The sequence below is a fragment of the Kitasatospora sp. NPDC001660 genome (genome assembly GCF_053596725.1).
The window spans coordinates 264208-277021 of sequence record NZ_JBSFGU010000003.1 but is presented as its reverse complement, the minus strand read 5'-3'; the positions used below and the strand labels follow the sequence as shown (position 1 = coordinate 277021).

At 73.1% G+C, this 12814-nt stretch carries 10 protein-coding genes; 6 read left to right on the top strand and 4 right to left on the bottom strand.

The features are described 5' to 3' along the window. Both ACWCXH_RS04845 and pdhA read right to left on the bottom strand, forming a co-directional pair. Nucleotides 1-963, bottom strand: a complete 963-nt coding sequence (locus ACWCXH_RS04845; protein WP_449799978.1) for an alpha-ketoacid dehydrogenase subunit beta — start codon at nucleotides 961-963, stop codon at nucleotides 1-3. 83 nt (nucleotides 964-1046) lie between these two features. Continuing rightward, nucleotides 1047-2186, bottom strand: a complete 1140-nt coding sequence (gene pdhA, locus ACWCXH_RS04840) for a pyruvate dehydrogenase (acetyl-transferring) E1 component subunit alpha (protein WP_449799873.1) — start codon at nucleotides 2184-2186, stop codon at nucleotides 1047-1049. A 164-nt stretch (nucleotides 2187-2350) separates the two neighbouring features. Between pdhA and ACWCXH_RS04835 the strand changes: the two genes are divergently transcribed. Then, nucleotides 2351-2797, top strand: a complete 447-nt coding sequence (locus ACWCXH_RS04835; protein WP_449799872.1) for an Lrp/AsnC family transcriptional regulator — start codon at nucleotides 2351-2353, stop codon at nucleotides 2795-2797. Nucleotides 2798-2819: 22 nt separating this feature from the next. Here the strand turns inward: ACWCXH_RS04835 and ACWCXH_RS04830 are convergent, their stop codons facing one another. Then, complete coding sequence (locus ACWCXH_RS04830; protein WP_449799871.1) at nucleotides 2820-3404, bottom strand: TetR/AcrR family transcriptional regulator; 585 nt, start codon at nucleotides 3402-3404, stop codon at nucleotides 2820-2822. 148 nt (nucleotides 3405-3552) lie between these two features. Here ACWCXH_RS04830 and ACWCXH_RS04825 point away from each other — a divergent pair, with 148 nt between their 5' ends. The 3 genes from ACWCXH_RS04825 (at nucleotide 3553) to ACWCXH_RS04815 (ending at nucleotide 8319) form a co-directional block, all read left to right on the top strand. Next, the gene (locus ACWCXH_RS04825) at nucleotides 3553-4821 is read left to right on the top strand and encodes a hypothetical protein (RefSeq protein ID WP_449799870.1); all 1269 of its coding nucleotides are present in this window, start codon (nucleotides 3553-3555) and stop codon (nucleotides 4819-4821) included. Between the two features lie 161 nt (nucleotides 4822-4982). Beyond that, the gene (paaN, locus tag ACWCXH_RS04820) at nucleotides 4983-6680 is read left to right on the top strand and encodes a phenylacetic acid degradation protein PaaN (protein ID WP_449799869.1); all 1698 of its coding nucleotides are present in this window, start codon (nucleotides 4983-4985) and stop codon (nucleotides 6678-6680) included. 145 nt (nucleotides 6681-6825) lie between these two features. Beyond that, nucleotides 6826-8319, top strand: a complete 1494-nt coding sequence (locus ACWCXH_RS04815) for an FAD-dependent monooxygenase (protein WP_449799868.1) — start codon at nucleotides 6826-6828, stop codon at nucleotides 8317-8319. A gap of 163 nt (nucleotides 8320-8482) precedes the next feature. Here ACWCXH_RS04815 and ACWCXH_RS04810 read toward each other — a convergent pair whose 3' ends face one another. Then, entirely contained in the window at nucleotides 8483-9049 is a 567-nt protein-coding gene (locus ACWCXH_RS04810) for a CGNR zinc finger domain-containing protein (protein ID WP_449799867.1), read from the bottom strand. A gap of 255 nt (nucleotides 9050-9304) precedes the next feature. On the opposite strand from ACWCXH_RS04810, the gene ACWCXH_RS04805 reads away from it, so the two are divergent. After that, nucleotides 9305-11470, top strand: a complete 2166-nt coding sequence (locus ACWCXH_RS04805) for a protease pro-enzyme activation domain-containing protein (protein ID WP_449799866.1) — start codon at nucleotides 9305-9307, stop codon at nucleotides 11468-11470. A 276-nt stretch (nucleotides 11471-11746) separates the two neighbouring features. Next, nucleotides 11747-12799, top strand: a complete 1053-nt coding sequence (locus ACWCXH_RS04800) for a hypothetical protein (protein WP_449799865.1) — start codon at nucleotides 11747-11749, stop codon at nucleotides 12797-12799. Nucleotides 12800-12814 lie beyond the last annotated feature (15 nt).

Sequence of the window (12814 nt, the reverse complement as noted above, 5' to 3'; positions counted from 1 at the left end):
TCAGTCCTCCCACTGCAGCCGGGCGACGGCGTCCAGGATCCGGTCCACCCCGGGGAGGTGGTGGTGCTCCAGCATCGGCGGCGGGTACGGGATGTCGAAGCCGGTCACCCGCAGCACGGGCGCGGCCAGGTGGTGGAAGCAGCGCTCGGTGACCCGGGCGGCGATCTCCGCGCCGGTGCCGCCGAAGCCGCTCGCCTCGTGCACCACGACCGCCCGGCCGACCGAGCGCACCACGCGGGCGACCGTCTCGTCGTCGAACGGCACGAGGGTGCGCAGGTCCAGCACCGCGAGGTCCCAGCCCTCGGCCTTCGCCGCCTCGGCCGCCTCCAGGCAGACCGGCAGCGAGGGCCCGTACGTGATCAGCACGGCCGACCTGCCGGTGCGCCGCAGCACGGCCCGGCCGATCGGCTCGACCGGCACGGTCGGGTCGAACTCGGCCTTGCCCCAGTAGAGCCGCTTGGGCTCCAGGAAGACGACCGGGTCGTCCGAGGCGATCGAGGCGCGCAGCAGCCCGTACGCGTCGGCCACCGTCCCGGGCGTGACGACGTGCAGGCCGGGCGTGCTGGTGTAGTACGCCTCGGAGGCGTCGCTGTGGTGCTCGACCCCGCCGATGCCGCCGCCGTACGGGACGCGGACGGTGATCGGCAGCGGGAGCCTGCCCGCGGTGCGGTTGCGCATCTTGGCGACGTGCGAGAACAGCTGCTCCAGCGCCGGGTACGCGAAGGCGTCGAACTGCATCTCGACGACCGGGCGCAGCCCGTACATCGCCATGCCGATCGCGGTGCCGAGGATGCCGGCCTCGGCCAGCGGGGTGTCCAGGCAGCGGTCCGGGCCGAACTCGGCGGTCAGCCCGTCGGTGATCCGGAAGACGCCGCCGAGCGCGCCGACGTCCTCGCCGAGCACGTGCACCGCCGGGTCCTCGCGCATGGCGTCCCGCAGCGCGGAGTTGAGCGCCTGGGCCATGCTCGCCGTGCGGGTGGGAGCATCGGAGGTGCGCCGCGCAGCGGCTCCGCCGAGGGTGGGGGTGGGAGACGGGTGGGAGCTCATCAGTGCTGCACCTCGGCCTCTGCGGCCAGCTCGGCGGACAACTGGGCGGCCTGCTCGCGCAGTTGCGGGGTCGGCTCGGCGTAGACGTGGGCGAACAGCGCCATCGGGTCCAGCTCGGCGTCGGCGTGGAACTCGGCCCGCATCCGGGCCGCCAGCGCCTCCGCCTCGTCGGCCGCCTGCTGGACCAGTTCGTCGTCCAGGACGCCGAGTTCGCGCAGCGCGCGGTCCATCAGCAGGATCGGGTCGTGCTCGCGCCAGGCGGCCACCTCGGCGTCGGTGCGGTAGCGGGTGGCGTCGTCGGCGTTGGTGTGCGCGTCGATCCGGTAGGTCAGGGCCTCGACGAGGGTCGGGCCACCGCCGCTGCGGGCCCGCTCGAAGGCCTCGGCCAGCACGCCGTGGACGGCGGGCGCGTCGTTGCCGTCCACCAGGCGGCCCGGCATGCCGTAGCCGACGGCCTTGTGGGCCAGGCTGGGCGCGGCGGACTGCGCGGTGAGCGGGACGGAGATCGCGTAGCCGTTGTTCTGCACCAGGAAGACCACCGGGGCCTGGAGCACCGCGGCGAAGTTCAGCGCCTCGTGGAAGTCGCCCTCGCTGGTGCCGCCGTCGCCGAGCATGGCGAGCGCGACCACCGGCTCGCCGCGCAGCCGGGCGGCGTGCGCCAGCCCGACGGCGTGCGGGGCCTGGGTGGCGAGCGGGGTGCAGAGCGGGGCGGTGCGGGTGGCGCGCGGGTCGTAGCCGGTGTGGGCGTTGCCGCGCAGGAGGGTCAGCGCCTCCAGCGGGTCGACGCCGCGCGAGACCACGGCGAGGGTGTCGCGGTAGCTGGGGAACAGCCAGTCCCGCTCGCCGAGCGCCAGCGCGGCGGCGACCTGGCAGGCCTCCTGGCCGACGGACGCCGGGTAGACGGCGAGCCGGCCCTGCTTGGTGAGGGTGGTGGCCTGCTGGTTGTAGCGCCGGCCGATCACGAGGCGGCGGTACAGCTCGCGCAGCAGCGCGGGGTCGTACTTCTCCAGCGCGGGGGTGCCGAGCACGCGGACGGGGGAGGCGTCCGGGAGCAGCGGGGTCGGGTCGGTGCGGGGGGCGGTGGCCCCGGGCATCCAGCCGGGCACCGCGGTGGGGTGTCTGTGGTCGAGAACGGTCATCTCGGGGCACCTCCGGGGGTGGTGGGGGCTCCCTACCGATTGTTCGGTCGTCTGTTCATCTTGACCAGAAGCGTGACAAGGTGGTGGACATTCGGCCCGAGCGGAGGTCGACTGGTGGCAGTGCGTCCAATCGGTGAGGGTGGGGGGTCATGTCGGCTGAACAGATGTCCAGACTCGACCGTGTCGACCGGTCGATCCTGCGGCTGCTGCAGCAGGACGGTCGCGCCTCGATCCGCTCGGTCGCCGAGCGGGTGCACGTGTCCCGGGCGAACGCGTACGCCCGGATCTCCAGGATGGTCGAGGACGGTGTCATCCGCGGCTTCACGGCCAGGGTCGACCACGAACGGGCCGGCCAGGGCGCGTCCGCGTACATCACGCTGAAGATCGTCCAGAACTCCTGGCGCACGGTGCGCGAGCAGCTGCTGGCGCTGCCCGGCGTCGCCCACATCGCCCTCGTCGGCGGCGACTTCGACGTCCTCCTGCTGGTGCACACCGCCGACAACCACGCCCTGCGGGAGCTGGTGCTGAACCGCATCCAGTCCATCCCGCAGGTGCTTGGTACACAAACCATACTGGTGTTCGAGGAGACCGACCAGGTGCCCCCGGACTAGCGGGCCCGGACCGCGCCCGCGGCTACCGCGCGCGCAGCCCGTCGAAGGCCAGGTGGACGACCGCGTCGGCCACGCCGTCCGCGGCCTTGAGCCCCGGCCGGTACCACTCGACGATCGAGTTGATCATGCCGAACAGCAGCCGGGTGGCCAGCCGCGGCTCGACGTCCGCCCGCAGCGCGCCGTCCGCGACGGCCGCCCGCAGCAGCTCGGCGACCTGGTGGTCGAACTCGCGCCGCCGCTCCAGCGCCCACTGCTCGGTGGCCGTGTTGCCGCGCACCCGCAGCAGCAGGGTGACGTACGGCAGCTCCGCCAGCAGCACCTCGGCGGTGCGCCGCACCACGTGCTCCAGCCGCACCACGGCCGGCCCCTCGACCGCGGCCGGCTCGGCCAGGATCGCGAACAGCCCGTCCAGCGCCCGCCCGACGGCGAGCCGCAGCAGCTCCTCCTTGCCGCGGACGTGGTGGTAGATCGACGACTTGGAGATCCCGGCGGCCCGCGAGAGGTCCTCCATCGAGGTGCCGTCGTACCCGCGCTCGTTGAACACGTCGACGGTCACCGCGAGGAGCGACTCGACGGTGTAGGCGGGACGCGTGGTGTGATCGGCCATCCTCCGAGTATCCCCGGCCCCGATCGGGCCCACGCGATCGGGGCAGCCGGTCCGCCGGAACCGCCTCGTCGGTCCGCACCAAGAGGAAACGACAGGCCCTAGACTCTGCGGACGATCGTCCACGGCCAGCAGGGTGGGATCCAGTCCGATGACCGCAATACCGGCAGTCGATTCCGACGTGCCAGACCAGCGCAACGACGAGCCGGCGACCGCACCCGCCACCGGCCGGCGCGAGCGCGCCCGCACCCTGGCGGTCCGGTTCGGGCCGGCCGTGTGGTGCTACGCGGTGCTCAAGCTGATCGGCTTCACCGTCTTCATGAAGCTGCTGTCGTTCTCCGGGGAGTACGCCAAGAAGCCCGCCCGCTTCGGCGGCGGCGCCAACCCCTGGGACGTCCTCGCCAGCTGGGACGGCTGGTGGTACCAGCAGGTGGCCCAGTTCGGCTACCACCCGGCGCTGGTGCCGATCCCCGGCGGCCAGATCGGCTTCAACATCGAGCAGAACTCGGCCGCGTTCTTCCCGCTCTACCCGGGCCTGATGCGGCTGACCTCGGACGTCACCGGCCTCGGCCTGTACGGCGCCGGGATGCTGGTCTCGGTGGTCGCCTCGCTGTTCGCCGCGGCCGGCATCTACGCCGTGGTGGACAAGCTGGCCGGCCCCCGGGCGGGCGTGATCGCGGCCGGCATCTGGGCCGTCGCCCCGGGCTCCGGCGCGGAGTGGGCGCTCTACTCGGACTCGACGTTCGTCGCGCTGGCCGCCTGGGCCTGCTACTGCGTGATGACCAGGCAGTGGGTCGCGGCCGGTGTGATCACCCTGTTCGCCGGCCTCAACCGACCGACCGCGGCGGCCCTGATCGGCGCCGTCGGCCTGGCCGCGCTGGTCGAGCTGTGGCGCCGGGAGAGCGGTGTCCTGCGCCCGCTGACCGCGATGCTGCTCGCCCCGCTCGGCCTGCTCGGCTACGTCGGCTGGGTGGGCCGGCGGACCGGCGAGTGGGGCGGCTACTTCCGCCTCCAGCACGACGCCTGGCTGCACTACTTCGACTGGGGCCAGGGCACCTTCTACGCGATCCGCGGCGTCATGCTCGGCCGCAACGACTACCCCTTCGCGTTCCCCCTGCCGGACCTCTTCGCGACCCTGATCGTGCTGACCCTGCCGGCCCTGATCGTGCTGCTGGTCCGGCTGCGCCCGCCGCTGGTCCTCACCGCGTACACGCTCGCCACGATCGTCTCGGTGCTCGGCAGCCTGGGCATCTTCGGCAACGTCTCGCGCTACCTGCTGCCGGCGTTCCCGCTGTTCATCGCGCTCGCGGTGGCCATGCGCAAGCTGAGCTGGCCGGTGCTGGCGACCGTGCTGGGCACCGCGGCGGCGGCCTCCGGCTGGTACGCCGGGTACGTCATCTTCGAGCTCGGCGTGCCGTAGACCGCACGTCCTTCCCGCCCCCCGGGGGCGCGTCCACCACGGACGCGCCCCCGTCTGCTTCCCTGGAATCAAATCCCTTCACCCCCTTGAGCCGACCGATCGTTCGGTTACTCTGTGACGTGTCCCGTCTTCCTCTCCACGGCCCTCTGAGGAGCGAACAGATGTCCGCGGTCACCCACCCCCTCGTCAGCGAGCTGGTCGCGCGCCACCAGGCCACCCTGGACGCCGCGCTCGACGCCGCCGCCAAGCGCGACTACTGGTCGCCCTACCCCGAGTTCCCCAAGGCGTACGGCGAGAGCGGCCCCGCGGACGGCAAGGCGGCGTTCGACGCCCTGCTCGGCGCACCGTTCACCCTCGACGGCCACCCCGCCGACGGCGACCAGGTCGGCGGCGAGACCTCCCCGTACGGCATCGAGCTGGGCATCACCTACCCGCACGCCGAGCCGGACGCGCTGATCGCCGCGCTGCGCACCGCCCGGCCCGCCTGGGCCGCCGCCACCCCGCTGGAGCGCGCCGCCGTCTGCCTGGAGATCCTGCACCGGATCAACGCCCGCTCGCACGAGTTCGCCCAGGCCGTCATGCACACCACCGGCCAGGCCTACGGCATGGCCTTCCAGGCCGGCGGCCCGCACGCCCAGGACCGCGGCCTGGAGGCGGTGGCCTACGCGTACGCCGAACAGACCCGGCTGCCGAAGCAGGCCGGCTGGACCAAGCCGCAGGGCAAGCGCGACCCGCTGGTGATGAGCAAGGAGTTCACCGTCGTCCCGCGCGGCCTCGCGCTGCTGATCGGCTGCAACACCTTCCCCACCTGGAACGGCTACCCCGGCCTGTTCGCCTCGCTCGCCACCGGCAACCCGGTGCTGGTCAAGCCGCACCCGCGGGCCGTCCTGCCGCTCGCCCTCACCGTCAAGATCGCCCGCGAGGTGCTCGCCGAGGCCGGCCACGACCCCAACCTGGTCTGCCTGGCCGCCGAGCACGAGGGCGGCACCGTCGCCCAGGACCTCGCCGTCCGCCCCGAGATCCGGATGATCGACTACACCGGCTCCACCGCCTTCGGCGACTGGCTGGAGGAGCACGCCAAGCAGGCCCAGGTCTACACCGAGAAGGCCGGCGTCAACGCGGTGGTGATCGACTCCACCGACGACTACAAGGGCATGCTCGGCAACCTGGCCTTCGCGCTCTCGCTCTACAGCGGCCAGATGTGCACCACCCCGCAGAACCTGCTGATCCCGCGCGGCGGCATCGCCACCGACCAGGGCGACAAGTCCTTCGACCAGGTCGTCGCCGACCTCGCCGGCGCGATCCAGGGCCTGCTCTCCGACGACGCCCGGGCCGCCGCCATCCTCGGCGCCGTCGTCAACCCCGGTGTGCTCCAGCGCTCGACCGCCGCGGCCGGCGGCGAGTACGGCGAACTCGCCCTCGCCCCGCGCACGGTGACCTCCCCGGAGTTCCCCGGCGCGACCGTCCGCACCCCCGCCCTGATCAAGCTCGACGCCGACAAGCCGGACGACCGCGCGGTCTTCCGCAGCGAGTGCTTCGGCCCGGTCTCCTTCGCCGTCGCGGTCGAATCCACCCCCGCCGCGGTCGAGTTGCTGCGCACCACCGTCCGCGACAAGGGCGCGATGACGGCCGCCGGCTACACCACGTCCCCCGAGGTCGAGGCCCTGCTGGTGGAGGCCGTGCTGGACGCCGGCGTCTCGCTCTCCCTCAACCTGACCGGCGGCGTCTACCCCAACCAGACCGCCGCCTTCTCCGACCTGCACGGCACCGGCGCCAACCCGGCCGCCAACGCCGCCTACTGCGACGGCGCGTTCGTCGCCAACCGGTTCCGCACGGTGGAGATCCGCCGGCAGGGCTGAGCCTTCCGGCACGTCACCGGGCCCCGGCGGTCACCGACCGCCGGGGCCCGGCGGTTCACAGGCCCCGCCCGGTCCGGGGATGATGGAGGCTGGGAGAACGCCGAACGCCGCGTCCAACCACCCTCAGAGCACCGGGAGCTGACACATGACCGCGAAGCAGACCGTCACCGACGTCCTGATCGTCGGCGCCGGACCGACCGGCCTGCTGCTGGCCGGCGACCTCGCCGCCGCCGGCCTCGCCGTCACCCTCCTGGAGAAGCGCGGCGCCGAGTCCAACCTCACCCGGGCCTTCGCCGTGCACGCCCGCACCCTCGAAATGCTCGACGCCCGCGGCCTCGCCGACGACCTCATCGCCACCGGCCGGCCGCTCACCTCGCTGAAGATGTTCAACCGCTTCGGCGTCGAGCTCGGCAACCTGCCGACCCGCTTCCCGTTCGTCCTGATCACCCCGCAGTACAACGTCGAACGGCTGCTGCACGAGCGCGCGGTGAAGGCCGGCGCGACGGTCCTGCGCGGCGCCGAGGTCACCGGCCTGCGGCAGGACGCCGAGGGCGTCACCCTGGAGACCGCCGACGGCGCCACCCACCGCGCCCGGTACGCGGTCGGCACCGACGGCGTCCGCTCCACCGTCCGCGACCTGCTCGGCGTCCCCTACCCCGGCGAGTCCGTGGTCGACTCCGTCCTGCTCGCCGACGTCCGGCTGGAGCGCGAGCCCGAGGACACCGTCACCGTCGGCGCGGGCGCCGCCGGCTTCGCCTTCCTCGCCCCCTTCGGCGACGGCTACCACCGCGTCATCGCCTGGGACCGCACCGAGCGCGTCCCGGACGGCGTCACCCCCTCGCTGGAGCGGATCGCCGCCATCACCGAGGCCGCCATCGGCGAGGACTTCGGCATGCACGAGGCCCGCTGGGCCTCCACCTTCCACAGCGACGAGCGCCAGGTGCCGAACTACCGCTCCGGCCGGGTGTTCCTCGCCGGCGACGCCGCGCACTGCCACTCGCCGGCCGGCGGCCAGGGCATGAACACCGGCCTCCAGGACGCCGCCAACCTCTCCTGGAAGCTCGCCGCCGTGCTGCGCGGCCGCGCCACCGACGCCCTGCTCGACAGCTACCAGACCGAGCGGCACCCGGTCGGCCGGATGGTCCTGCGCACCTCCGGCGCCCTGATCCGGCTCGCCCTCGCCGAGTCCGCCCCCACCCGCGCCCTGCGCGGCGCGCTCACCGCGCTCGGCAGCCACCTCGACCCGGTCACCGAGCGCGGCGCCCGGATGGTCTCCGGGATCGACATCGCCTACCCCGCCCCGAAGGACGCCCACCCGCTGGTCGGCAAGCGCGTCCCGGACCTGCGGCTGACCGCCCTGGAGAAGCCCCGCGACGGCGAGCCCTCGGCCCCGGCGCGGCTCTACGAGGCGCTGCGCGCCGGGAAGTTCGTCCTGGTCAGCAACGACGTCCAGACCGCCGCCGCCCCCTGGGCCGACGAACTCGTCACCGCCGCCCCCGCCGACCCGCACGGCAAGCTGCGCGACACCGTCCTGCTGATCCGCCCCGACGGCTACGCCGCCTGGGCCGCCGTCGACCCGGGCCACCGCGACATCACCGAAGCCCTCACCACCCACCTCGGCACCCCGGCGACGGCCTGACGTCCCAGCCCCGCGCCGGCTTCCCTCTCTTCCCTCCCACCTCAATCCCCGCGCCCCGCAAGGGGCGCGGGGGGCACCCGCGGCCGGAGCCTCGGGGGAGGAACTGCGCGCAGCGGAAGGCACGGACCCGCACCCGACCGCCAACAGCCCTCCGGCAGGCGCCCTACCCCTTCGCCTTCACATAGTGCCGCGCCGCCTTCGCCCGGTTCCCGCACACCGCCATCCGGCACCACCGCCGCCGCCCGTTCTGCGACGCGTCGAAGAAGTGCAGAATGCACGCGTCGTGCGCGCACTGCCGCACCCGGTGCGCCCCCTGCGCGACCAGTCCGAGGAAGTCGTCCACCGCCAGCCAGGCAGCCAGCCACTGCGGCCCGTCGACCTCGATCCGGTCCTCGGCCCCGCCCGCCCCGGCCGTCCGCCGGATCCGCCCGTGGGCCAGCACGCCGTCCAGACCGGCCCGCGCCTCCTCGCTCAACTCGCCCTTGTCACCCAGGGATTGCACCGCCGCCCCGAGCGCCTCCCGGGCCTCCAGTACCGCGGCCAGTCCCGCCTCGTCGGCCTCGCAGCGCTCGCGCAGCCCGGCGGAGGAGAGCCAGATCCCGTACCCGTCGGGCTCGCCGAGCAGGTCGTTGACGGGGGTGCCGGCCCAGCGCGTGTTGAGCAGGTCGAGCGCCAGCGGCTCGCCGATCAGCGGGCGGGGGTCCCTCGGATCCGCCATCACGTCAGTCATCGTTCTCCCTCGGCTCCACGCGATTCTACGTCCGCCCCGGGAGCCCCGATTGGTGTGGACCACAGGCGAATTCGCGGCCATTCACCGTATGAAACGCCCGCCCTTGCCCCGTTCCACAGTTGACTGTTTTTTAGCAATCAATTACTTGATCATGAACCAATCCCCCTCCTTGTTCTGTCATGTTCTAGCCAGCGTTCTACCCCCAGGACGTCAGTGCCCCTTGCCGGCCCCCACAGCCGGCCGGAGGAGGATCCGTTGCGCCCCCGCACCCTTGCCCTCGCGGCTGCCATAGCCGTGCTGCCGCTGACCGCCGTCTCACTCGGCGTCACCACCGCACAGGCCGCCCCCACGCCCCACGCCACGCCCCGCGTCGAGCTGCCGAACACCGTGAACCCCGCGGTGGCTCGCTCGGAGAAGAAGGGCGACGTGCCCGCCGAGCAGCAGATCTCGGTCGCCGTCAGCCTGAAGCTGCGCGACGCCGACGCGCTCGACCGCTTCCTCGCCGCGGTCACCACCCCGGGCACCCCGGAGTTCGGCAAGTACCTGACGCCGGAGCAGTTCAACGAGCGGTTCGGCCCGACCCAGGACGCCGTCGACCAGGTCAAGGCCTACCTCGCCGACCAGGGCCTGACCGTCACCGAGGTGAGCGCCAACCGCCAGGTGGTCAGCGCCCGCGGCACCACCGACCAGGTCTCGCACGCCTTCGGCACCCACGAGAGCTCCTACGTCGACCCGCAGCTGCAGCGCGCCTTCTACGCGAACGACGCGGCCGCCTCCGTCCCGGCCGACCTCGCCGGCATCGTCCAGGGCGTGCACGGCCTGGACAACCACGCGGTCCGCAAGAACCGCCTCGCGACCCCGCACGCGGTCACCCCGAACGCCGCCTCGGCCACCCCGAGCGGCTACGGCCCGGCCCAGTACGACGGTGCCTACAACCTGAACAAGACCGGCGCCGACGGCACCGGCGTCACCGTCGCCCTCTGGGAGTTCGACGGCTACACCTCCTCCGACCTGACCACCTACGACAGCCAGTACGGCCTGACCGGCCCGGCCGTCTCCACGGTCTCGGTGGACGGCGCCAACTACGACTCCGCCCCCGGCCAGGGCCAGGGCGAGGTCGAGCTGGACAGCGAGATCGTCCGCGGCGCCGCGCCCAAGGCGACCCAGCTGATCTACGAGGCGCCCAACTCCGACCAGGGCGAGATCGACATGGCCAACAAGATCGTGGCCGACAACAAGGCCTCGGTCATCTCGATCTCCTGGGGCTCCTGCGAGCCGGACACCACCGCCGCCTCGATGACCGCCGTCGACAACGCCTTCAAGCAGGCCGCCGCGCAGGGCATCTCGATCTTCTCCGCCTCCGGCGACGACGGCTCGCGCGACTGCACCCGCTCGACCAGCGGCTCGTCCGTCAAGGCCGTCGACTTCCCGGCCTCCAGCCCGCACCAGACCGGTGTCGGCGGCACCAACCTCAAGGTCTCCGGCAACGCCTACTCCTCGGAGAGCGCCTGGAGCACCGCGGGCGGCGGCGTGTCCACCGTCTTCAGCAAGCCGAGCTGGCAGACCGGCACCGGCGTCAGCGGCACCATGCGCACCGTCCCGGACGTCGCCTCCAACGCCGACCCGGCGAGCGGCTTCGCGATCTACACGGCCGGCGCCTGGCAGACGTACGGCGGCACCAGCGCGGCCGCCCCGCTGTGGTCCGGCTACGCCGCCCAGTTCAACCAGAAGGCCAAGACGGCCGGGCAGCCCGTCCTCGGCGAGGCCAGCCCACGCCTGTACGCGGTCGCGAACAGCAGCAGCTACGGCAGCACCTTCCACGACGTGACCTCCGGCTCCAACCAGGACTTCCCGGCCAAGACCGGCTACGACCAGGTCACCGGCTGGGGCTCCCCGGTCGCCGACGCCCTGACCACCGCCCTGCTCGGTGGCGGCGGCACCCCGACCCCGCCCCCGACCGGCGGCTGCACCGCGGCCCAGCTGATCGGCAACGGCGGCTTCGAGACCGGCACCGCGGCCCCGTGGACGGCGTCCAGCGGCGTGATCGACAACGGCACCTCGCAGCCCGCCCACGGCGGCAGCTGGAAGGCCTGGCTGGACGGCTACGGCAGCGCCCACACCGACACCCTGGCCCAGACCGTCTCGGTCCCGGCCGGCTGCAAGTCCGCGACCCTGACGTTCTGGCTGCACGTCGACACCGCCGAAACCGGCAGCACCGCGTACGACACGCTGACCCTGCAGGCGAACTCGACCACGCTGAAGACCTGGTCCAACGTGGACGCGGCCGCCGGCTACGTGCAGCGCACCGTCGACCTGACCTCCTTCGCCGGCCAGACCGTGACCCTCAAGTTCACCGGCACCGAGGACGGCTCGAACCAGACCAGCTTCCTGATCGACGACGTCGCCCTGAACGTCAACTGATCACCACCTGGTAACCGAAACCCCCGCCGGGGCGGCGCCGACAGGGCCCGCCCCGGCGGTGTGTTTCACGTCACCACCTGCCACCGACCGTGTTTCCGCAGTGTTTCAAGATCGATAACCTCGCGGTTCACCTGCCGTGACCACTGTCATACGCACGACGGATGACGTAGCCTCTCGACCGTGCATAGGGTTCCCCAAAGCTCGGTGAAGCCGCTGGCGGCGCGCCCCGGCGCCGGACCGGTCCCACCGAGCTCACCTGGTGGGGAGGGTTACCGCATGGCCGCACAGCAGCCCCAGGACGCCGCGCGGCTCCGACTGGTCGGACCGCGCCCCGGACCGCCCGCACTCACGTCGGCGCCCACTGCGTCGCCGTCCGGTGCGTCGCCGCCCAGCGCATCGCCGCCCAGCGCATCGCCGCCCGCCGGGCGGCCCGCCGCCGGGAGCGGCTTCGCGGACACCCTGCACCTGGCCATCGAGGCCAGCGGTCTCAGCCTGGACCGGATCCGTGCCGCGCTCGCCGGGCGCGGCGTCAGAGTCAGTGTCACGACGCTGAGTTACTGGCGGCGCGGCCGCAGCCAGCCCGAGCGGGCCAGCTCGCTGCGCGCCGTCCACCTGCTGGAGGAGCTGCTCGGCCTGCCGCACAGCTCCCTGTCCTCGCTGCTCGGTCCGCCGCGCCCGCGCGGCCGCTGGGCCGCCGCCGCCAACACCTGCCACCTCGGGCTGGAGGACGTCTGGCCCGGCGAGCAGGAGATCGCCGACATCTTCGCCGAGCTGGACGCCCCGCCGGCCGGCGAGCTGGAGCGGCTGAGCATCCACGACTCGTACTACGTCGACGCCGAGCGCCGCGGCAACCTGCTGCGGATGCGCCAGGTGGTGCGCGCCACCGTCGCCGGCGTCGGCCGCTGCCTGGTCGTGCACAAGGCCGACGAGGAGGCCACCGGCTGCCCCGAGATCACCTCGGTCCGGCACGGCCGGCTGGGCCGGGTCCGCCGCCGTCCGGAGGCCGGGCTGACCGTCGGCGAGATCATGCTGGACCGCCCGCTCGGGCTGGGCGACAGCACGGTCTTCGAGTACGAGGTGGAGATCCCGCCCGGCGGTCCGACGATGGAGTACAGCCGCCGCTTCGCGACCCAGGTCCGCGAGTACGTGCTCCAGGTGCACTTCGACCCGGCGAGCGTCCCGGTGCACTGCGAGCGCTACGACCGCGAGCCGGGCGAGGCCGTCGACAGCCGCCGCGAGCAGCTGTGGATCGGCGCCTCCGCGAGCGCCCACGTGCTCTCCCCGGACCAGCAGCCGGGCCACATCGGCATCCGGTGGGAGTGGGAGTAACCCCCCTCCGCCCTT